Origin of the sequence: Pseudoalteromonas sp. SCQQ13 (genome assembly GCF_015864415.1) — a bacterium.
GTDB classification, from domain to species: Bacteria; Pseudomonadota; Gammaproteobacteria; order Enterobacterales; family Alteromonadaceae; genus Pseudoalteromonas; species Pseudoalteromonas nigrifaciens.
The window spans coordinates 26,373-49,078 of record NZ_JADYXG010000009.1 but is presented as its reverse complement, the minus strand read 5'-3'; the positions used below and the strand labels follow the sequence as shown (position 1 = coordinate 49,078).

The following is a 22,706-nucleotide window of genomic DNA, read 5'->3' as shown; positions in this document are numbered from 1 at the left end:
CTTCCCTCGTGGGTTAACTGTTAATCGCAAAAGCTGACAGAGCATGAACCGAGACCTTCGATCTCCATACTAAAATGATCGCCGCTGTTAGCATCTATTAGAGGAGCCAGAGCTCCCGACAGAATAATTTCGCCTTTTTTAAACTCTATACCATACTCGCCTAGCGTATTTGCCAGCCATGCAACTGCTTGCGCAGGATGCCCTTGTACTGCTGAGCCCACACCGGTTACTGCTTGTTTACCATTGTGTTTAACTACCATAGTGGCTGCAGCTAAATCGAGTGTGCTTGGGTCGGTATGTTTATCACCAATTACAAATACCCCGCATGAGGCGTTATCGGCCACGGTATCAACTATGGTGATTTGCCAGTTTTCGATACGCGAATCAACAATTTCAAAACACGGTGCCACCCAATCAGTCGCAGCAAGTACTTGCTCTGCGGTAACGTTTGGGCCTTGTAAGTCGTGTTTAAGGCAAAACGCAATTTCGCCTTCGGCGCGTGGTTGAATTAAATGTGATTTTTTAAGGCTAATATTACTGCCATCAGGGTGGTGCATAGTGTTGGTTAAAAAGCCAAAGTCGGGCTGATGCACATTAAGCATTTTTTGCACTGCTTCACTGGTAACACCAATTTTTTTACCAATGATTTTTTCGCCAGCCTGAGTGCGTATTGCCAGTGTTTTTAACGACACTTGATAGGCATCGTCGATTGTAAGCTCAGGGTTATTTTTAATTAATGGCGCAATAGGTGTGCGCTGTTGCTGCGCATCATAAAGAATTTGTGCTAAATGCTGGTGTAGTTCGCTCATGCGCTTTTATCCTCTGTAGACCAAAGATCAGGTAAGCCAGGATCGGTTTGATGAATAAGGCGTTTAAGTAATAGCTTTAATGCCATTACGTCGCCTGCACCAAGCTCTGTAATGAGCTCTTCTTCAATTACTTTTGCTTGCGCAATATGGTGTAGTGAGGTTTCTCGCCCAGCGGTGGTAAGTTGGTAATTGTCTTCGCTTTTTTGGCAAATAAGATCCTGCTTTTCTAAAAAGGCCATATCTTCAAGATTGACACTGTGGCCGGTATAATCAAGGTGGGTATTTAGCTGCTCTAAACTCAGATTTTGCTGAATATTTAATACCGATAATGCAAAAAAGTGTGAATCTTCCAGCGCTTGCTCATCGAGTACTTTACGCATGCGGTACAGCATTTGAAAATGTGAACGCCCAAGCAAGTAACCTAGTAAATCTTCGTTGTAGCTGCACTGTGGCGCTGTAGGTTCACTAGATAAGTTAACCGCTGCCCACGGTTTACGTGCAGTCATTGCGTACTGACCTTGCTGAAACACCAGTGGCGGTAGTGCTTGATGATCAAACCCCAGTACTTCACCTATAAAAATAAGGTGATCACCCCCATCGTGCGTTACCATATTACGACACTGAAAACGCGCGCTACAATCGGCAATAAGTGGTGCAGAGCTAATCCCCGCTTCGAGATTAGTGTCATTAAATTTGTCTTCGCCTTTTGCGGCAAATTTATTTGACAGCTCTTGTTGGTGCTGCGAGAGAACATGAACGTTCCAGTGCTCGGCCTCGCTAAAGGCAGCCACACTAAGAGAGGTTTTTGCCAAGCTCCATAGCACCATAGGTGGGTCTAACGAAACAGAATTAAAGCTGTTTGCGGTAAGACCAACAGGGGTGCCATCTGGAGCGGTGGCAGTAATAATTGTTACGCCAGTAGTAAAACTACCGAGCGCCTGTCTAAATGCCTGACTATCAAATTCTGCTTGTGCCATGTTAACTCGCCTTATTACTGTTATATAACTTCAGTATCATGATCTGGCTATTTTTCATCATCGTCTTAATGGACTAAACAACACAGGCATTTGCTATTTATATGATTACTCAGCAATTTATTTAGGTTATTTTATATTAAACAACGGCTAAGTTTTATTACGAAGGTTAGCTTTAAGTGGCCTATTTAAATAGGGCAAAATAGTGACTGCAGCAACCGTACATTAAATAATTTAAATACGAGAGCTCGTCCAAGTGGACGAGGTTTATTTGAGTAAAAACAGCTAGAAAGGAAGCACAGCTCAATTAGTTTACTTGCAATGCAAAAGCTGCAATATGGTGTGTAAGCAAATATTGTTCGCCAGGCAAGTGTAAAACCTAGTAAGGATATAGTGCATGAACAGCAAAGATTCAGGTTCAATGGCAGCTTTGCTGCAGCATCAGCAACAAGCGCATAAATTGCAAATGTTGGTAACTGTAGCGCAAAGGCGAGAGCGTATTCAACAAGTTATAAATTTACTTGTAGAGCATCACCAAGCATTTGCCGAGGCAATAGAAGCTGACTTTAATGGTCGCAGCCAAGGCTTTTCTATTATGAATGATGTGCTCGGCTCGCTAGCCAGCCTTAAATATACCCGCGACAACTTAGAGCCATGGCTTAAAAGTGAAAGCCGCGAAGTGTTTGCCCCTTATGATCAACTCGGTAGTACCGCACGGGTTGAATACCAACCCAAAGGCAGTGTGGGTATTATAGGTACTTGGAATGCGCCACTTTATACCTTATTTGCCCCGTTGGCGTGTGTATTAGGGGCGGGTAACCGCGCCATACTTAAACCATCTGAGGTCACGCCTAAAACAGCGGCCTTAGTAGCGCAATTATTTGCCAAACACATAGACCCATTACTAGTGAGTGTAGTTACAGGTGGCGCCGACACTGGTGCTAAATTTAGCGAACTGCCGTTCGATCATTTAGTATTTACTGGTAGTACCCAAGTAGGTAAAAAAATTATGGCGGCAGCGGCTAAAAATTTAGTGCCAGTTACCTTAGAGCTTGGCGGTAAATCGCCGGCAGTGCTTAGCCAAGATTGCGATTTAAGCGAAAGTTGCAAACGCTTAGCCTTAGCAAAAAGTAATAATGGCGGCCAAGTGTGTGTTAGCCCTGACATTGTTTATGTACCGCGTAATAAGCTTGATCAAGTGGCTGCATTATTACTCGAAAATTTTCGTCACTTTTATCCAGAAATCACTCATAATCCAGATTTTGTACCTAGCGTTAACCGCCAACATTGCCAGCGAGTTGTCGATTTAGTTGAGCAAGCTCGCGATGCAGGATGCCAAGTTCTTAGTAGTCATGAGGTTGCTAATTTAGCAGAGTTGGTCACAAGCGATAAACGTTTACCACTGCAATTAGTTATATCCCCAGATAAAGAACTGGATATTATGCAGCAAGAAATATTTGGCGCTGCATTAGTGCTACTTCCTTATGATGATATAGATGGCGTTATTAACGATATTAACAGCCGTGCTAAACCACTAGCGCTGTATTATTTTGGCGAAAATGACGCAGAGCTGAGTAAGCTTTTAGCAAACACTTCATCGGGTGGAGTAGCGGTAAATGATTGCTTAATGCATGCGGCAATGCACGATGCGCCATTTGGTGGCGTAGGTGCATCGGGTATGGGGCATTATCATGGTCGTGAAGGCTTTTTAGCCTTTAGCCATCAGCGTACTGTATTTGTTGCCCCAAAACACGACCCTCGTGGTGAGTGGGGCTTATTACCGCCGCATCATGATCAGTTTAAAGCTATGATGGTCGCGCAAGTAACGGCCGACTGACGTTAACCGGCACTGTTATTTTAATAATAACAGTGCCTAATGTTTTTTATTAATTCCTGCCTTTTAGTCTTTGTTATTCCTCATTATTTTTAGTTATCGTTCATGCGGACTATTTAGTTTTTGTAATAGTGTGCGAGGATAAAAACCTTACATTTATTGTTGATAAACACGCGATTATAACGTGATACAGCAATTTGCTTTTTGTAATTATGAAAACGCAATACGTTAAGTTTTTAGGCCGTGTAAAGCGGTCTCAAAATTAACTTATGTAGTGTTAGGTACAGCGCGCGTAACTGGCGATATTCCTGTTAGTTAATTTTACTCGCGTTCAATTTTAAACAAGGACTAAATAGTGAATATTAATAAAAAACCACTAAATGCAGCTATAGCGTTAGCCTTAATTAGCATGGCAAATTCGACACTAGCGGCTCAAGAGCAAAGTACTAAAAAAGAAGGTTTGGAAGTGATCCAAGTAACCGCGCAAAAGCGGGTACAAAACTTACAAGAGCTACCTACGGCAGTTACCGTGTTTAATGCCCAAGCATTGGCCGATAAAGGCATTACAGATGTTGAAGATCTCAGTGTATATACGCCAAACATGCAAATATCAGAAACTCCAGGCGGCAGTACTGGTGCTACAATTGCTATTCGTGGCTCGGTTACAATTAACCCTGCGGTTACCTGGGAGCCCACCACTGGTGTGTATATAGACGGGGTATTTGTATCTAAAAATGTCGGTGGTTTATTTGATGTAGCCGCTATAGAGCGCGTTGAAGTACTGCGCGGGCCGCAGGGGACGCTTTATGGTAAAAATACAATAGGTGGGGCGCTTAATATTGTAACGCGTAAACCCAGTGGTGAGTTTACCGGCGAAGTACGCGTAGGGGCAGGTAACTACGGTATGACAGATGTTTATGTTACTGCCGACTCGGCGCAAATTAACGACAAACTCAGTTTTAATTTTACCGCTAATAAAAAACAGCGCGACGGCTTTTACGATAACCTTTCGACAAGTTCTGATATTGATAAGTTTAAAGAGCTTGATTCTACCTCACTGCGTTTTGGTGCCTTGTATGAGCACAGCGATAATCTAGAGTTTTACTACACTTACGATAGCAGTAATAAAAAAAACACTCCTCCGTTGGGCCAAGTTTATATTGCCGGTGCAATGCCAGAAGATACGAAAGATCGCCAAGAAAGTGCTGCATTAGATGGCGCTATATTCGATCGCTCTAAAAGCTCGGGCCATGCACTTACAGTTACATGGCAGCAAAGTAATAACTTAACTATTAAGTCAATTACGGCACTACGTGAAATAGATTACGATGATGGCAATGACTACGATGGCGCTGATTTTCTTGGCTTTCATACCTACCGCCATGTAGAGCATGAGCAAGTATCACAAGAGCTACAATTTATTGGCGATATAGATAATTTAACCTACGTTGCAGGCTTGTTTTACTTTAAAGAAGAATCTGATGTAAACAACCCGTATGTACTGGGTTTTGGCACAGTGAATAACTATTATGGTGTTGAGTCTACCTCGGTTGCCGCTTATGGTAATGTAGAATATCGACTAAGCGACAAGCTAATGTTGGCAGGGGGTCTGCGTTGGACCACAGAAGAAAAATCATTTTATATAGAACACCCAGATGACTTTAGCTTTGCTTATTTTTTCCCACTGCCATACACCACAGCGGGCGATACTTGGAATAACACCTCGGCTATGGCATCACTTAACTATGAGTTAGCCGACAATATTCACAGCTATGTAAAAGTATCACAAGGCTGGAAAGCGGGTGGTTTTAACGGTGAAGCAGCAACTCAAGCATTAGCAGTAAAACCCTATGCACCAGAGGAAGTAATTGCCTACGAATGGGGCCTTAAATCGCGCTGGTTAGATCAACGCATTCAAGCCAATATAGCGGTGTTTTATAACGATATTACCAATATGCAAATGTCGGAATACTTAGGTGCGTACTCAGATATTCAAAACGCAGGCTCGGCAAAAGTGGCGGGGTTAGAGTTTGAATTAGTAGCGGCATTAACCGATGATTTAACGTTAAACTTTAATTACGGTTTGTTAGACCCTAAATACGACAAGTTTATTACTTACGATGTGTACACTGGGGTAGCAAACGATGTTACCGACAGTGCCGAGTTTCCCTATAGTCCAAAAAACAAATGGTCGCTTGGATTAAATTACATTAGTGAAACAGCCCTTGGTGAGTTTAGCGCCGGCGCCGACTACAGCTTTGTGGACGATCACTTTGCGTTTCATAATCAACCTTCAGCCCAATATACTCGGATTGAAAAATACAACTTACTTAACGCCCGAGTTTCACTTAAAAGAATTGCCGGCAGTGACTTTAGTGCCTCTATTTGGGGTAAAAACATGACCGACGAAGAGTACCGAATTAACGGTGTGCCGTTGGGTGATTCGTCAGGGGTATTCATTGGTGGCTTAAATTACTATGGCGACCCAGTAACTTATGGAGCAGAAATAACTTACTCATTTTAATAAAGAGTTACAGCTAAAAAGAGCCCCTACTTTTTAAGTAGGGGCTCTTTTTTGTATCTATAATTTATTTAAAAATAGATTAGTCTTGGGTATAAGCTACGGTGCCTTTAGGCACATATACGCCATTTACTTTGCTTTGGAACTCTTCTTTACGCGCTCTTGGATTAAAGAACTGTTTGTACCAAATACGCGCTTTCATAAACGGACCATCGCTTGGTAAAAACAGCCCATTAAAACAAGGTGCTTTATTTGTCCACACTTGGAAGTCTTGCATAAATGCAAACTTACTTGCGTCTTGGAACTGGCGTGCTGCTACTTCATCCTCTACTGTGGCTACTTCATTGCCACCCGGTGATTTAACTAATAATGCGTGCCAAACTCTAATTGAACCATCCTCTACAGGGGTATGTGTTATCATTAAGTAAGACTCGTAATAGCCAGTCAAATGTGAAATTAATACGCCCGGACCATGGTATTTAGTTATTGTATGCAGCACTGGGCTTGCGCCATCTTCGCCTACTAAAGTACGGTGCGGACCACATTGACGTTGAATTGCTTCGTGGCCATCAAATTCATTTTCGTAGCGCTGTACGGTAGAGCCGTGAATTGGTGCTAAATGGCTATAATCACAAATGTTATCAATAACTTCTTGCGGATGCTGCTCAAGTATTCCCAAGTCGTCAAAGCGCCAATGTACCCACGCTTTATCGTCCCATTGTGGCAAACTTGGGTGATCCCACTCAGGATCGCCATTTTCAGGATCGTGCCATATCCAAATTGCACCCATGCTCTCGGCCACAGGCCACGCTTTAATACAGGCTGTTTTTGGGATTGGTCCGTCGTGGTAAGGAATGTCGTCACATTGGCCATCAGGGCCAAAACGCCATGCATGATAAGGACAACGAATGCTATCGCCTTCGATGTTGGTACCACCGCCATCAATAATAACGTAAGAGGTATCATTTTCGGCGGCTAAATGCGTTTTCATATGCGGGCAATATGCGTCGAGTAGTACCACTCGACCTGTTGCTCTACCGCGATATAGTGCGAAATCGCGACCAAAAAACCGTACGGCTAGGGGCTTATGCGTGTTGATCTCTTCAGCCGTAGCTATCATGAACCAACCTCTTGGGAATGTATAATCGCCGAGGCGATAATCTTGTGTAGTGGCCATAAGTATTCCTTTTTATATTTAGGTAGTAGATGTACTTGAATTATTGTCTGAGGTGCAATCTGCTTTATTATTATAAGATTGCGCTGTTTTATCGTTATCACTTACTTTACTTGCTATTCGTTGTTGATAAGGGCCAATGGCTTTGTAGTAAAACCAAACCGAAAACAACGATAAAGCAATCATCACTGCAATGGCGTACTTAAGGCCTTCACCCGCATCACCAACAGAAAATAAGTCACTGAGTGTACCGGTTAGCAATGGGCCAATACCGGCACCAAAAAAGGTTAAAAATAAACTTAAGATTGCAATGCTAGTAGCTCTTTGAAAGCTGTTAACTAAATGGCTCACTGCAGCGAATGCAAGTGTTGGCCACCAGCTATTAAAAAAGCTAAAGCCAGCAGCAAATATAATCGCGTGCGGTATTTTAAGGCTCCCTAATTGCCAAAAGGCGCCGGCAGGCCAAAGTAAAAAAGCCAAGCCAAAAGGAATACTAATTAATACGCCAATCGCAGGCATACGTAATTGCCAACGACAGTCTTTTTGGCTTAGTTTGTCGCAGTAATAACCGCTAAACATTGACCCAGTAGCAGCAAAAACACCACTGGCTATACCAAAGGTAAGGCCTGCATGTGAAAGTGACATATCGTAATTGCGTACCATAAAAGTAGGGGCCCAAATGGCGTAACCATAGCCGACCATGCCAGCAACGGCAGTACCCATACAAATTAAGAAAAACCCTTTTAGTTTCATAATATCGGCAACAGCACGGAAAAAGTTTTCTTGCGGTTGGGCACGAATATTACGCTCAGCATCGGTGTCATAAACACCTAAGCCAGGGTCTTTTGCAAAAACATAAAGTAGCAATGCTAGTAATAGCCCTGGAATACCGAAAAAGATGAATACTGCGCGCCAGCCGTGCTCTTGGGCTATCCAACCACCTAATGCCATGGCGGCTAACAAACCAATGTGTGGGCCAAGCATATATAAGCTAATTGCAAATGAGCGACGATGTGGAGGGTATAAATCAGATACCATAGAAATAGACGGTGATGTACCGCCTGCTTCACCAATGGCAACTGTCATACGGGCAACTACAAATTGCCAAAATTGGGTAACAACACCGCTGGCCATAGTGGCAAGGCTCCAGAGCCCACAACATACCGCAATAATATTTTTACGGTCGGTGCCTCTATCGGCCATACGGCTTAACGGAAAGCTAACCGCAGAGTATAAAACGGCAAATGCAAGGCCGCTCACCGCGCCCATAATAGTATCTGATACGCCAAACTCTAATTTAATTGGCTCAAGAACAATGGCAATTAAATTGCGATCGATATACGAAAAAACGTAAATAATAGAAAGCAATAATAGCGTCAGACGAGTCCGACCTGCGCTTAATGAACTTTGACCTACTTGCATTTATTGCACTCTCTTTTTGATATTGTTTTAAGCTACCTTAACTTTGCTAATAATTTCAGCATCGTCCTTTTGGACGTATTACAGAATCGCTAAATGGCTTCTTATTAAGTTAAGAAAATATAAACGCGCTGATCACTTATTTTTGGAGAAATAATGAAATCGATGATTTTACCCAAAGAATCACAAGGCCATCAGCTGCATAGCCTTTTAGAATATCCAATTACTCCACCCAATGCGGATGGTTCGGTAGTGGAGATAGCTGAAGGTTTGTTGTGGTTACGTATGCCTATGCCGATGTCGTTGGATCATATAAATCTTTATTTACTCGAAGATAACGATGGTTGGTATATTCTCGATACCGGGCTTAATAATGACACAACACGGCAATTATGGTTAACGGTAATAAAACAGCATTGCAACAAAAAAGTAATTAAAGGCGTTATTTGTACGCATTTTCATTATGACCATAGCAGCCTAGCTAGTTGGTTAATGGCCACGTTTAATGTGCCGCTATATATGACTTTTGGTGAGTTTTACATGCTAAAAACGCTGAGTAATAACACCGCAGCACTAGGCAGTGACAACCAGTTAGATTTTTATCATAGTGCAGGTTTACCACGTGATGAGTTAGACGTGATCATTACTAGTTGCCGTAAAGATCCCTTTATAAAATTTAGCCCGCCGTCATTTAATCGTCTGCGTGAAGGGGATGTGCTCACCATAGGTAAGCGCCGTTGGCAAATAGTCATAGGGGAGGGGCATTCGCCAGAGCATGCGTGCCTTTATTGTGAAGCCGACAAGCTACTGCTAGCTGGCGATCAGTTATTGCCCAATATTAGTTCAAATATTTTAGTGTCTGAGTTAGAGCCGCAAGGTCAGCCATTAAAAAACTGGCTACGTTCGCTTGAAAAGCTACAAACGCTCGACCCACAAACCTTAGTATTACCAGCCCATGGCCCAGTATTTCGCCACATGCATTTACGAGTACAACAGTTGATTGATCATCATTTTGAGCAGTTAGATATATTAAGAGCATTTGCACTGCAAGCTCCTGAATTTAATGCCTATCAGGCAATGAAGCATTTATTTAAACGCGCTCTTTCACCCATAGAAAGTATGATGGCATTGGGCGAAACCTTAGCGCACCTAAATTGGTTAGAAAGTAATGATGAATTATTTTGTCAGCGTAAAACTGATTCAGGCATTAATAGTTACTTACTCACGGACAAAAAATTAGCAGCTGGGAATACATTATGAGTTTATTTAATTTAGTCACTGCCACTAAATCACAATTAATGGCACCTGGCGCACCATTTGAAATCACTAATAAGCAAATCAATGGTCAAAGTTATCAGGTGTATTGCAACGCGCCGCTTAATTTAGCGCAAGTGATTAATGATGCAAGGCGCACTGATGAGCAATCATTTTTGGTTTATCAGGGAGAGCACTGCAGCTATAAACAGTTTTTTCAACACGTTGATAATGTTGCCAGTTACTTGCAGCAACATGGCATAAAGCAAGGGGATCGTGTTGCTATTGCAATGCGTAACCGATCTGAGTGGGTTATTGCTTTTTGCGCGATAGCATTGATAGGTGCAGTACCTGCACCACTCAACAGTTTTGGGATGCAGCAAGAGCTAATAACTGCACTTAATGGTATTACGCCTAAATTATTAATTTGTGATGGCCCAAGATGGCAGCGAATTAGCCAAAGTAATGAGTGGTTAACCGATACCTTAGTATTAAACGATACAGCATTAGATTTATCGCAATCTGCTGCTGCAATAGACTTTACAGAGGCGCTTAATTATTCAGCACACAGCATTGAACCACCCACAATAACAGCGACCGATGCGGCTTTAGTACTGTTTACCTCAGGTGCGACCAGCGTGGCTAAAGCGGTTGAGTCGAGCCATATTGCAGTGTGCCAAGCACTTTATAATATTGACTTTATTGGTGCAATATCGGCAATGACCTCACCTAAAGCATTAGCGCTAATTATGGAAAAAGGACTGGTGCCTACTATTTTAACCGCGGTGCCGTTATTTCATGTAAGTGGTTTACATGCCCAGTTATTGTCGGCATTACGTGGCGGGCGGCGCTTAGTGTTTACCCATAAGTGGGATCCGCTAGAGGCAATTGAACTGATCAAAAAAGAGCAAGTAACACAATTTAATGGTGCGCCATCTATGGTGATGCAGTTATTACGAGAGCCGAGTTTTCATAGTGCAGAAGTTATGGCCTCGTTTAGTGGTTTAGGTTTTGGCGGCGCAGGACTACCAGCAAGCTTAATTGATAAAACGCTGTCTAGCCTACCTGAGCAAATGATAGGAATTGGCTTTGGTATGACCGAAACCAATGGCGTGGGCGCAGCAGCGTCTGGCGATTTATTTCGCCATGCACCCAAAAGCTCTGGGCTTATTTCGCCCATTATGGAAGTACGTATTTGCGCAACAGATGGACAGTCGTTACCTAGCAATAGTGTGGGCGAAGTATGTATGCGCGGTATTACTTTAATGGATCAGTATGTTGGCGACTTAACAGCAACTCAAGATGCAATACGCTCTGGGTGGTTACATACCGGCGACTTGGGCTATATAGACGACGCAGGCTTTTTGTTTATTGTTGACCGTATTAAAGATGTGATTAACCGCGCGGGGGAAAATATTCCCGCAGCCGAAGTAGAGTCGTGTTTGCTTGAACACCCTGCGGTAGCCGAAGTAGCAGTGTTTGGTATTCCAGATGAAGAAACCGGTGAGGCCGTTATTGCTGTTGTTTGCCCATTAGAAGGCGAGTTTATTGAAGAGCAGCAATTGCTCGCACATGTAGCACAACGACTGGCTAAATATAAAGTACCGCAGAAAATTCATCTTATGGAAGATAAATTACCGCGTAATCCGGCTGGTAAAATTTTAAGAAACAAATTAAAAACAAAGCTTTATCAATAAATGTTAATCGCCGTTAAAAAAGCCAATAAAGCGCAGATTAGTCATTAGTGAATAAAAATAATTGAACAGGAGAAGGTAGATGACCACAGCCAATGATGTTGAAAAAAATTACGATGTAATTGTTGTCGGTTCGGGAGCGGGTGCAATGACTGCAGCACTGTTTGCCGCCGATCAGGGTAACTCAGTACTTATTGTTGAAAAAACCGATAAATACGGAGGCACCTCTGCAATATCTGGAGGTGGTATTTGGATCCCAAATAACGATGAATTTCGTGCACTTGGCGGCAAAGACAGCTATGAAGCAGCACTCACTTATATTAAAGCGGCCAGCCAAGGCAGTGTTGATGAGACGCGTATTCGTGCCTATTTAGATAATGCACCAAAAATGCTGCACGAGCTGCAAGCTAACAGCCGCGTTAAATTTGCGGTTGCCGATAAGTACCCCGATTACTATCAACACCTTGAAGGCTCATTACCGGGTGGGCGTAGTATGGATCCAGAGCTATACGATACCACAGGGCTGGGCGATGAAATGGATAACCAACAGCCTGCTGCCGGTAATGCATTACTGATGGGGAAAATGTCGTGGACTGCGCGCCAAGCACATAAAGCAGTGTCGAAGGAGCGCGGCTGGATGCTGATGATAATTGGTTTAATGCTACGTTATAAATTGGACTTTAAGCAGCGTAAAAAAGGACGCCGCGATCGCAGAGCAGGGTTAGGCGCGAGTTTAGTGGCATCACTGCGCCACTCGTTATGCGATCGTAATATTCCATTATGGCGCGATACAGAGTTTACCGACTTTGTTATTAATAACGACAAAGTGACCGGTATTAAAGTGCTACGCGATGGCCAAGAACTTACATTAAATGCGCGTTATGGCGTAATAATGGGCAGTGGTGGCTTTGAGCAAAATCAAGCATTACGTGAAAAATATTTACCGGCACCGTCACAACAAAGCTGGAGTGCAACACCTAAAGGCGGTAACACTGGCGCGGCATTAGAAGCGGGGCAAAAACTAGGTGCAGCCACCGATTTACTTGATTGGTGCTGGTGGACACCTACCTTAAATGTACCTAAAGAGCGCAACGCTCGTGGTTTATTTGCCGAGCGAGCCTTTCCTGGTGCTATTGTTGTTGATGGTGCCGGGCAACGGTTTTTTAACGAAGCAGCGCCTTATTTAGAATTTGGTGATGCTATGTATCGTAATCATCAAAAAATGGGTAATTCTATTCCTGCTTGGGTGGTTTTTGATGGCCATTTTCGCCATGAATACGCTATGGGACCACTGATGCCTGGCAAAATTATGCCAGATAGCAGAGCGCCCAAAGCCTGGTTAGGCTCGGTTTATTTTAAAGCCGATAGCTTAGCAGAGCTGGCAAAACTAGTTAATATTGATGCTGATGGATTAGCACAAACAGTACAAAAGATGAACCACTACGCAGCAACGGGTGTAGATGAAGACTTTGACCGTGGCGGTAATGTGTTTGACCGTTATTACGGCGACACCAAAGTAAAACCTAATCCTTGTTTAGCACCGCTAACAAAAGGCCCTTATTACGCATTAAAAATTCATCCGGGCGATATTGGCACTAAAGGTGGCTTGCTTACTAATGAGTATGCCCAAGTGGTACGCCCATCGGGTGAGCCCATTGCAGGACTTTATGCCATAGGTAATAGTTCCTCCTCAGTTATGGGCACAAGTTACCCAGGCGCGGGTGCAACAATTGGCCCAGCTATGACCTTTGGTTACGTTGCGGCTAATCACATTACAGCTAACCGCGGCGCAGAAGCCAATGACTAGAGAATTGCATATGACGATCGATAATTCATTAGACCCTGGCATTAGCAGCGAAGTGGATAGTATTCCTAAATTAGTGTTTGCTGCTGCAAAGCGCCATGGACAACTTATTGCCATTGAAGATGGCGAAGCAAAAATAACCTATCAAGACTTACCTACTGAGAGTTTAAATGTTAGCCGTGCACTTATTGCTTTTGGAATAAAACCGGGCGATCGCGTGGCTATTTGGGGAGCAAACTCTGGGCGCTGGGTGCTTGCCGCGATTGGTTTGCAAATGGCCGGAGCAGTGTTAGTACCTATCAATACCCGTATGAAAGCAGTTGAAGCGGCTGAAATTATTAATCGCAGTGGCGCAAAGTTAGTGTTTAGTGTTGGTGACTTTTTAAAAAGTGACTACCCCGGCGAATTGGCAAAATTATTCACTCCACAGCAACTGTCGATTGTAACCTTAACCCCGCGTAAAGGGGAGCCACTTGATATTTGTTGTGATTGGCAAAGCTTTTTAGCCAGAAAAGACAGCATAGATGAGCGCAGTGCCCGTGAAATTGCCTTAGGGGTTGGTGCAGATAATCTGTCTGATCTTATGTTTACCTCTGGCACTACAGGCAAACCCAAAGGTGTTATGAGCCGCCATGGGGCAATAATTAAAGCGTTTAGCGTATTTGTAAAAACCTTAGGCATAGTACCTGGCGATCGCTATTTAGTGGTTAATCCGTTTTTTCATGCCTTTGGTTATAAAGCCGGATGGGTAAGTTGTTTATTAGCAGGCGCGACTATTTTACCACAAGCAGTGTTTGACGCCGATGATGTACTTGCCCGAATTAGCCAAGATAAAATAACCGTATTACCTGGGCCACCAACACTTTATTTATCATTGCTTGCTCATCCACAGTTGGCAAGCGCTAACTTAAGTAGCCTGCGCATAGCCGTTACTGGCGCTGCAACTATTCCGCCTATTTTAATAGAGCGAATGCGTGAGTTATTAGGTTTTAAAGTGGTAACCACAGCCTATGGATTAACTGAGTGCGGTGGTTTAGCAAGTATTTGTGGCATTGATACCGACGTTGCCACCATCGCCAGTACCAGTGGCCGTGCAATAGAAGGCACCGAAATAGCAATAATGTCTGAGCAGGGTGAAATACTCGGTGCTAATGAAACTGGCGAAATTTGTATTCGTGGTTTTCATGTAATGAAAGGGTATTTTGAGCAACCACAAGCCACCGCCGAAACCATAGATAAAGACAATTGGCTGCACACCGGCGATGTTGGGCATTTAGATAAAAATGGCTATTTAAGCATTACCGACAGACTAAAAGATATGTACATTTCGGGCGGATTTAATTGTTATCCGGCAGAAATAGAGGCAGTACTTATTGAGCACAGCGCTATTGCACAAGTTGCAGTGGTAGGAATTAAAGATGAGCGCATGGGAGAAGTTGGCTGTGCATTTATTACTTTAAAATCATCAGCAGAACTTGATGAGGCAACGTTAATGACTTGGTGTCGTGAGCGCATGGCAAATTATCGAGTACCCAGAAAAATCAAAATAATTGACGCAATGCCAGTAAATGCTTCTAACAAAGTAGTTAAAGCAGAACTGATAAAGCATTTTTTGCAACAGTAAAATTTTAGAAGGAGCAAACATTTGGAATTTTCATTTACCGAAGAGCAGAAAATGATCCGCGATACTGCGCAAGCCTTCTTAGCTGAAGTATCGTCATCGAATGCAATACGCAGCGCAATGGACACTGAGCAAGGCTTTGATCCACAAATATGGCAACGTATTTGCGAAGAAATGTACTGGCAGGCAATTCATATACCGGAAGAATATGGCGGCATGGGACTAGGCTATGTAGATTTGGTGGTTATGCTGGAGCAAATGGGACGTTATTTATTATGTTCGCCGTTTTTTTCAACCGTGTGTTTAGCCAGTAATGCCTTAATAGTTGCCGGCACTGATGAGCAAAAGCAACAATATTTAACGCAAATATGTGAAGGTAGTTTAACCGCTACGCTTGCCTATACCAGTAAAAATGGCCAGTGGGACGCAACAGCAGTGCAAGGCATTGTAACTGCACAGGGCGATGATTATGTACTTAATGGCACATATCGTTATGTACTAGATGGCCACACGGCGCAATTATTAATAGTTGCCGCACGTAATGAAAGCAGTGAGGGCGAGCAAGGAATAAGTTTATTTGCAATAGACTCAGACACCCCCGGAGTAAAGCGCACTTGGTTGCCAACTATGGATCAAACACGTAAACAGGCAGAAATAGTGTTTGATAATGTGCGAGTGAGCAGCAGCCAATTAATGGGCGAGGAAAATAATGCTTGGCCACAGCTAAATAAAGTATTGCAACTAGCTGCTATAGCCATTGCAGCAGAGCAAGTAGGTGGCTCGCAACAAGTATTAGATTTAACTGTAGAGTACACCAAAGAGCGAGTGCAGTTTGGTAGGCCTATAGCGGGTTTTCAAGCAGTTAAACACCAAGCGGCAGATATGATGCTGCGTACCGAGGTGGCGCGCTCAGCCGTTTATTACGCTGCGTGCGTAGCAGAGGAGGCGCTCAGTGGTGGTTTGTTGGCCGATGAGTTAGGCGAAGCAGCCAGCGTAGCTAAGTCGTATTGCTCAGAAGGCTACTTTAAAAATGCCGGAGATGCGCTGCAGCTTCATGGTGGAGTAGGGTTTACCTGGGAATATGACGTGCACTTATATTTTAAACGAGCCAAGTCGTCTGAGTTATTTTTAGGTGATGCAGCTTATCATCGTGAACACGTCGCAACATTGTTATTAGATTAAATGGCTGCTAAAAAAGGTAAAACAGATGAAATTAAGTTTTAGTGATGAAGACGAAAAATTTCGCGCCGAAGTGGCACTTTGGCTCTTTGAGAATTTAGTGGGTGAATTTGAGCAGCTTAAATTTCGCGGTGGCCCAGGGGATGAACACATGTTTCCTCTGGAGCGTAAAAAGTGGGAACAAAAGCTCGCGCAAGGAGGTTGGACCTGCATTGGTTGGCCTAAAGAATATGGTGGCCGAGGGTGCTCTATTGAGCAGCAAGTTATTTTTAATGAAGAATATGCTCGCGCCGGTGCGCCGGGTCGTGTTGGGCATATAGGTGAAGGGCTTGCTGGGCCAACGTTAATTGCCTTTGGTAGTGAAGCGCAAAAACAAAAATACTTGCCAGGCATTGCAGCCGGAACCGCACTTTGGTGCCAAGGTTATTCTGAGCCTGGTGCAGGCTCAGACTTAGCTAATGTTAATACCAAGGCACATTTTGACGAAGCCAAAGGTAAGTGGATTATTAGCGGGCAAAAAGTGTGGACATCGCTTGCGCATGAATCTGACTATATTTTTGTTATAGCGCGTACTAACCCAAATTCTAGCGCTCACAAAGGGCTAGGCTTTTTCTTAATGAAAATGGATCAGCCAGGTATTGAAGTGCGTGGCATAAGGCAACTTACCGGCACCTCTGAGTTTAATGAGGTGTTTTTTGATCAAGCCGAATGTGATGCCGACGATATTGTAGGGCAACCAGGTGAAGGCTGGGCTATTGCTATGGGTTTACTTAATTTTGAGCGTGGCGTGTCGACCTTAGGTCAGCAAATGCAGTTTCAAAATGAGCTTAATCAAATTATTGATATAGCCAAAGCCAATGGTAAAAGCCAAAATCCAACTATTCGCCAACGCATTGCTGACGCTCATATAGGGCTTAAAATAATGCGCTACAACAGTATGCGTATGCTCTCAGATACAGGTGATGGCGGCTTACAAAAAGAAGCGCTGATCTATAAGTTATTTTGGGCAACATGGCACCGTGATTTAGGCGAACTGGCAATGGATGTACTTGGCCCCGAAGCCGAAATACTAGAGTCAGGCCCTTATACATTAACCCGTTTACAGGCTATGTATTTGTTTGTTCGCTCAGATACCATTTATGGTGGCACTAACGAAATACAACGTAACATTATTGCTGAACGTGGCTTAGGTATGCCCAAAGAGCCTAAAATAACCGCATAAAATAATTGTATTACTTAACCTGATGTAACGGATAAAAAATCGCTTAACCAGCACGTCAGGTTACTTATTTTATTGCTCATTACGACTGGGCTGGTGGGGTTATTTTTAGCGAAGGCTGTGAGTTCAAAAATTAACTAAAGAGTAAGAAGGGCTGTAAAGCTAAGCCCGCTTAATCAGCGGGCTTTATTTGAATACAGTAAGGACGTTAAAAACTACTGCGAGGCATAGGCATTGGCGCGTCGGTTAGTCCCCCATTAACACCAAAAATTTCACCAGTGATATAGCCCGCCGCCGGCGAGGCTAAAAATAGCGCACAAGCCGCTACATCTTCAGGCTGACCTAAGCGATTCATAGGTGTACGTTTAACAATAGCCTGCTCCATTTCATCATTCATTACGCCTTTAAGTGCTTCGGTAAGGGTTGAGCCTACGCTAATTGCATTAACGCGCACTTTAGGTGCAAAATCTTGCGCTAAATTAAGCGTCATAAAATTTAATGCCGCTTTGGCGATGCCGTAACTGATAAAGCCGGGCTGAGCTAACTGCCCAGCTACCGATGAAATATTAATAATACTGCCTTGGCCACTGGTATTTACCATGTGCGGGGCACTAATACGTGACAAATCAAACGCGGTAGCGGTATTGAGCTTAAAGCAATTTTCTAACTCTGCTGCGCTGCTGCTAAGTGTAGGCTTAATTGCGCCTGAGCCACCGACGTTATTGACTAAAATATCGAGTCGACCAAAATGCTCAATTGTTTTATCAACTAATGACTGTCGTTGTTGCTCATCAAGTACATCGCACGCAACGACTAAAGCGCGGCTGCCGCGTTGGCGTATTTGCGCTGCTGTTTGTTCAATATCTTCGATGGTTCTGGCAGTGACTACAATATCGGCACCCGCATCGGCTAATGCCAGTGCTATGGCAGCACCTATGCCACGCCCTGAGCCGGTAACAATAGCGACTTGGCCATCGAGGCGAAATCTATCGAGTATAGACATTAATATCTCCTTACTTAAATTAGACTAACATGTTGCTGTGCAAATTAAGGTTGCCTTACAGGCATACCTCAAATAAACCCGCAGCACCCATGCCACCGCCAATACACATGCTCACCACAACATATTTAACACCGCGACGCTTGCCTTCAATAAGGGCATGGCCCACCATACGCGCACCACTCATACCAAAGGGATGGCCAATGGCGATAGCGCCGCCATTAACGTTAAGTTTATTGTTATCAATACCTAGGTAGTCGCGCGAATAAATAAGCTGACACGCAAACGCTTCGTTAATTTCCCACAAACCAATATCATCAATTGATAAACCATGTTGTTTTAATAGCTTAGGAATAGCATACACAGGGCCAATACCCATTTCATCGGGATCGCAACCTGCAACCGCCATACCACGAAACACACCCATTGGCGCTAAGCCTTTTTGCGCCGCTAATTGTGAGTCCATTACCACGCAGGCTGATGCGCCATCAGATAACTGACTTGCATTACCTGCTGTAATAAATTCACCTTGTGAAATAACGCGACCATCTTTCCACACCGGTTCTAAGCTTTGTAGGCTCTCAATAGTTGTAGAAGGGCGGTTGCCTTCATCTTTAGCTAGCAATACGTCCTCAAAGGTTACCTCTTTGGTTTCGCGGTTAAATACTGATTTAGTAGATGCCATTGGCACAATTTCATTATCAAACAGGTTGTTTTTTTGCGCCGCAGCAATACGCAGTTGCGACTGTAAGCTGTACTCATCTTGCGCTAAACGTGAAATGTTGTAGCGCTTAGCAACCACTTCTGCCGTTTCGATCATCTGCATATAGGCATGCTCTGAATGCGACAGTACTTTTTTTGAAATATTACGATAAGTATTTTTGTGTTTGTTTTGCACCATAGAAATAGATTCAACGCCACCGGCAACCACAATATCCATTGAACCAAGCATAATATTTTGCGCCGCAAAACCTATACTCATTAATCCAGATGAACACTGACGGTCAAGAGTCATACCCGGCACGCTATTAGGTAGGCCTGCAGCGGTCGCTGTTAAACGGCCCAAGTTATAGCCTTGAGTACCTTGCTGCGCTGCACAACCAATGATCACATCATCAACCTCAGCACCATCAATACCCGCGCGTTTAACGGCTTGCTCAACTGCATGACCTGATAATGCAGGCGCTTCGGTATCGTTAAAGGCACCACGAAAGGCTTTGCCCATAGGCGTTCTGGCGGTAGAAACTATAACTGCTTCGCGCATGATTATTCCTTTTTTATTTTGAAGTGCAAAGGCACTCTTACGGTTAAATTTTAGCTAGGTAATAATGCTGAGTTGCTGCAATAACACGTGTGTATTGGTTAAATTAGTCAGATTAATTGCAATTATTACCACGGGTAAAAATAGAGTTTTCCATATCTACATTAACCCTTATCGCGTCACTGTGAACATCGACCATTTGAGGTAGGCAATAACTAATTAGTAAAATAAAGAGAATTAGTTATTGGTTTGTACTGCTTATTAATTCGCTTATTGGGCGAGTTTAGCTTTAATAGTGATGAGTAAAGCAAGACAACATTTGCCGCGGATTTTAGAAAGGGAAACAGTTACAAACGGAATTAATTTTAATGAATTTACGTTGTGGTTCCTGCAATTTATTGAAAGTAGTTAGGGTATATTGACCGTTCATGGTTGAACCTTTTTCACTCTAGGGGGCTTTAATCGCGGTGCGAGATTTGTAACCTAGTATTCTCGGTAACTGTTTTTTCCTTATTCTACTAGCTTAAAACCAAGTAAAAATAAGTAAAAACGAGCAAAGCTTCCGCCGCTCACCTATACCCATGTAGATAAAAATAGTTCATCACCCTTGGCAAAACTACTCGATCAGCGTGTGTTTGGCATTTATACGTCTATATCACCTAGTATGTGGGAAATAACGACATTACATAGGCTCTGTCTAACCTAAAAGCCAAGCAAATTGCTAAAAATTAAACCTTAGATGGTAAACAGGCTCTAATTAAAAAGAATTTTTTAAGTGGGAAAGTTGTTTTTTATTAATTAAACAGGCTAAAAAAACACATGAAATGAATGAAAAGTGAACGAGGTATTTAATTATGTTTAGCTAATAGAGTTTATAAAAGTTATTAGGATCAAATAAAGACAGTTTATTTTTTGTTTACCTAGTTTTACGTTGTTTATAAATTATAAACACATATTTTACACACTATTAAAACGGTTTTTAATTTATGGGTCGTTGAGGCTTGTGAATTGTTTAGTACGCATATTTATAAAAATTAAGTGCTAATACTATTACATTTAATTGCAGGATTGTTTGGTAAGTAAGCAAATGAAAACTCACTAAACCGTTATTTTATCTTAAGATTAAATCGTCTTACCGAAGTTGCTCAAAGGAAATGGCAATAATGAAAAAATATCTAGGTTATTTATTATGTTGCTTTGCATGTAATGCATATAGCAACGATGAAGTAGCACTTACTTTAGTTGGGTACATTTCACCTAAATGTGAGTTTACGGCAGAAAATAAAAACTTAATTATTTCTTCAGATGGCTTCGCTAATACAGAGTTAGCAATTAATTGTAACTCACCTATGCGGGTATCTATGCTGTCAGAAAACGGTGGTTTGCGCCACCAGCAGGGTACTCACTTAAATGCTTATAACGTTAACTTGTCAATTGCAGATGCTAATCAAAGTATGTCTGTTTCGTCACAGACCCTAACAGTATCACAAACATTTAATGTTGATAAAATTTTATTTAACAGTGTAGCAAAACTACAGTTAGAGCTAGTAGACCCTTTAATTTATGCAGGAAATTACCAGGATGTTATTCGCATAGAAATGACGCCATCTGCAGTCTCTGGTGGCGTGCGGTAAACCATTAATTATTAAACATAAACATATGTCACATGGATAAGGAATATAACAATGAAAAAGTTAATCGTATTATCAGCAATCGCAGCACTTACATCAGGTGCAGCACTAGCAGAAAACCTTAACGTTGGTGGTGCAGTAGCATCAATCTGTCAAGCATCAACGACTGGCGGCAGCGCGGTCTTATTTCCTGCATTATCAGTAGGAGCGTCTCAGACTGTCGGTGTTAGTATTAAATGTAATGATCCAGATGGGGCAATAGTTTCACTAACAACCTCTGAAGGGCATTTACAAAATGCAGATCAAGAAGACAAGGGTGTTGGTTATTGGGCTGAACTAAATGCTGCACCATATGCACTGACCTTAAAGGCAATGACAGGCGCTAATGATACAAGTGTAGTTCAAGATGAAAGTGGTAGCGCGGGTTTAGCAAATGGCCTAAGCGGTACTATTAAAATTACTATTAAGCAAGCTGCGCTATACTCAGGTACGTACGCAGACACGCTGAAGCTATCGATTATAGCTAATTAGTTATTATTAAGGCAGTTTTAGGCTGCCTTTTTTCATTTATTATGGAAGGAATCATATGCGCTATATAATTTTATTTACTTTAATTATCACTTTCACCTCATTTTCTACAGTTGCTTTTCAGGTGCAGCCTATGGTTGCAGAACTTGAATCTATGGGTAGTCAATCGCAGCAAACAATGCGCATACTCAATACTTCTAACGAGCCTTTAACTATTGAAGTGTCAGCACATGATTTGCTGATAACTGAAGAAGGGAATGAGGATCTGGTCAGTAATGAGGAAGACTTTTTAATTATACCCATGACAACTATTATCCCACCAGGAAAAAGCCAATCTGTAATTATTAGATATATTGGTGAACCTATTATAGAGGCTTCAAAAGCCTATCGAATTACAGTAAACCAAGTGGCTGTTGATGTAGCTGAGGGAACAACTTCTGGTTTTGGTATGTCAGTTAGTTTTAAAACATTATTTAATGTGGTGCCAAAAAACGCAGAAGCTAAATTAGTAATTAAAAGTAAAACACAAGAATCTAATGATATCTGGAAAGTATTATTAGAAAATACCGGCAATAAATATATTCGCTTAACGCAATCGCAGTGGGTAATTAAAGGAAATAATGAAAAGTTAGTGCTTGAAGGGGAAGATTTAAGTAAAGCATTAAGTGGGAAATTACTTTTACCTAACTCAAGTCGAGAAGTAACGATAAAAATACCAGCTCAATTCAATGCAGAGCAAAGTGAGTTAGAGGTGCTGTTCTAATGTGTAGGCTGCTGAATTATT

Annotated in this window: 17 protein-coding genes; 11 read left to right on the top strand and 6 right to left on the bottom strand. The window is 42.5% G+C overall.

Features of this window, described 5'->3' with window-relative positions:
* Window positions 1-20: 20 nt before the first annotated feature.
* The gene (locus I6F41_RS08950) at window positions 21-809 is read right to left on the bottom strand and encodes a fumarylacetoacetate hydrolase family protein (RefSeq protein ID WP_182684186.1); all 789 of its coding nucleotides are present in this window, start codon (window positions 807-809) and stop codon (window positions 21-23) included.
* Window positions 806-1,786 (bottom strand): flavin reductase, encoded by a 981-nt coding sequence (locus tag I6F41_RS08945; RefSeq protein ID WP_011328797.1) that lies wholly within the window; start codon window positions 1,784-1,786, stop codon window positions 806-808. The genes I6F41_RS08950 and I6F41_RS08945 overlap by 4 nt, the downstream gene beginning before the upstream one ends.
* A 394-nt stretch (window positions 1,787-2,180) precedes the next feature.
* On the opposite strand from I6F41_RS08945, the gene I6F41_RS08940 reads away from it, so the two are divergent.
* The gene (locus tag I6F41_RS08940; RefSeq protein ID WP_197108212.1) at window positions 2,181-3,620 is read left to right on the top strand and encodes a coniferyl aldehyde dehydrogenase; all 1,440 of its coding nucleotides are present in this window, start codon (window positions 2,181-2,183) and stop codon (window positions 3,618-3,620) included.
* Window positions 3,621-3,972: 352 nt separating this feature from the next.
* Window positions 3,973-6,141, top strand: a complete 2,169-nt coding sequence (locus I6F41_RS08935; RefSeq protein ID WP_011328795.1) for a TonB-dependent receptor — start codon at window positions 3,973-3,975, stop codon at window positions 6,139-6,141.
* 79 nt (window positions 6,142-6,220) lie between these two features.
* On the opposite strand, the gene I6F41_RS08930 is transcribed toward I6F41_RS08935, so the two are convergent.
* Both I6F41_RS08930 and I6F41_RS08925 read right to left on the bottom strand, forming a co-directional pair.
* Window positions 6,221-7,315, bottom strand: a complete 1,095-nt coding sequence (locus I6F41_RS08930) for a Rieske 2Fe-2S domain-containing protein (protein WP_011328794.1) — start codon at window positions 7,313-7,315, stop codon at window positions 6,221-6,223.
* A gap of 18 nt (window positions 7,316-7,333) precedes the next feature.
* On the bottom strand, window positions 7,334-8,734 hold the full coding sequence (locus I6F41_RS08925) for a spinster family MFS transporter (RefSeq protein WP_011328793.1): 1,401 nt from the start codon (window positions 8,732-8,734) through the stop codon (window positions 7,334-7,336).
* A gap of 153 nt (window positions 8,735-8,887) precedes the next feature.
* Here I6F41_RS08925 and I6F41_RS08920 point away from each other — a divergent pair, with 153 nt between their 5' ends.
* The 6 genes from I6F41_RS08920 to I6F41_RS08895 all read left to right on the top strand — a co-directional run bounded on the left by I6F41_RS08920 (window position 8,888) and on the right by I6F41_RS08895 (window position 17,505).
* Entirely contained in the window at window positions 8,888-9,991 is a 1,104-nt protein-coding gene (locus tag I6F41_RS08920) for an MBL fold metallo-hydrolase (protein ID WP_197108211.1), read from the top strand.
* A complete protein-coding gene (locus I6F41_RS08915) occupies window positions 9,988-11,682 on the top strand; it encodes a class I adenylate-forming enzyme family protein (RefSeq protein WP_197108209.1) in 1,695 nt (564 codons plus the stop codon). Before I6F41_RS08920 ends, I6F41_RS08915 begins: the two co-directional genes overlap by 4 nt.
* Window positions 11,683-11,761: 79 nt before the next feature.
* Window positions 11,762-13,486, top strand: coding sequence for an FAD-binding protein (locus I6F41_RS08910; RefSeq protein ID WP_197108207.1), 1,725 nt, complete (start codon window positions 11,762-11,764; stop codon window positions 13,484-13,486).
* A 10-nt stretch (window positions 13,487-13,496) separates the two neighbouring features.
* Entirely contained in the window at window positions 13,497-15,107 is a 1,611-nt protein-coding gene (locus tag I6F41_RS08905; protein WP_197108205.1) for a FadD3 family acyl-CoA ligase, read from the top strand.
* Between the two features lie 21 nt (window positions 15,108-15,128).
* Window positions 15,129-16,286 carry an acyl-CoA dehydrogenase family protein gene (locus I6F41_RS08900; RefSeq protein ID WP_197108204.1) on the top strand — a complete coding sequence of 386 codons (1,158 nt, stop codon included), beginning with the start codon at window positions 15,129-15,131 and terminating at the stop codon, window positions 16,284-16,286.
* A gap of 25 nt (window positions 16,287-16,311) precedes the next feature.
* Window positions 16,312-17,505 (top strand): acyl-CoA dehydrogenase family protein, encoded by a 1,194-nt coding sequence (locus I6F41_RS08895; RefSeq protein ID WP_011328787.1) that lies wholly within the window; start codon window positions 16,312-16,314, stop codon window positions 17,503-17,505.
* A gap of 205 nt (window positions 17,506-17,710) precedes the next feature.
* Here I6F41_RS08895 and I6F41_RS08890 read toward each other — a convergent pair whose 3' ends face one another.
* Window positions 17,711-18,505, bottom strand: a complete 795-nt coding sequence (locus tag I6F41_RS08890; RefSeq protein WP_011328786.1) for an SDR family oxidoreductase — start codon at window positions 18,503-18,505, stop codon at window positions 17,711-17,713.
* Window positions 18,506-18,560: 55 nt separating this feature from the next.
* Entirely contained in the window at window positions 18,561-19,766 is a 1,206-nt protein-coding gene (locus tag I6F41_RS08885; protein ID WP_197108202.1) for an acetyl-CoA C-acyltransferase, read from the bottom strand.
* A 1,160-nt stretch (window positions 19,767-20,926) separates the two neighbouring features.
* Here I6F41_RS08885 and I6F41_RS08880 point away from each other — a divergent pair.
* The 3 genes from I6F41_RS08880 to I6F41_RS08870 are packed head-to-tail and all read left to right on the top strand — an operon-like array spanning window position 20,927 to window position 22,685.
* Window positions 20,927-21,397: a hypothetical protein gene (locus I6F41_RS08880; RefSeq protein WP_011328783.1), complete on the top strand. Its 471-nt coding sequence runs from the start codon at window positions 20,927-20,929 to the stop codon at window positions 21,395-21,397.
* Between the two features lie 51 nt (window positions 21,398-21,448).
* Complete coding sequence (locus I6F41_RS08875; RefSeq protein ID WP_182684179.1) at window positions 21,449-21,925, top strand: hypothetical protein; 477 nt, start codon at window positions 21,449-21,451, stop codon at window positions 21,923-21,925.
* A 55-nt stretch (window positions 21,926-21,980) separates the two neighbouring features.
* A complete protein-coding gene (locus I6F41_RS08870; protein WP_182684178.1) occupies window positions 21,981-22,685 on the top strand; it encodes a molecular chaperone in 705 nt (234 codons plus the stop codon).
* Window positions 22,686-22,706: the final 21 nt, after the last annotated feature.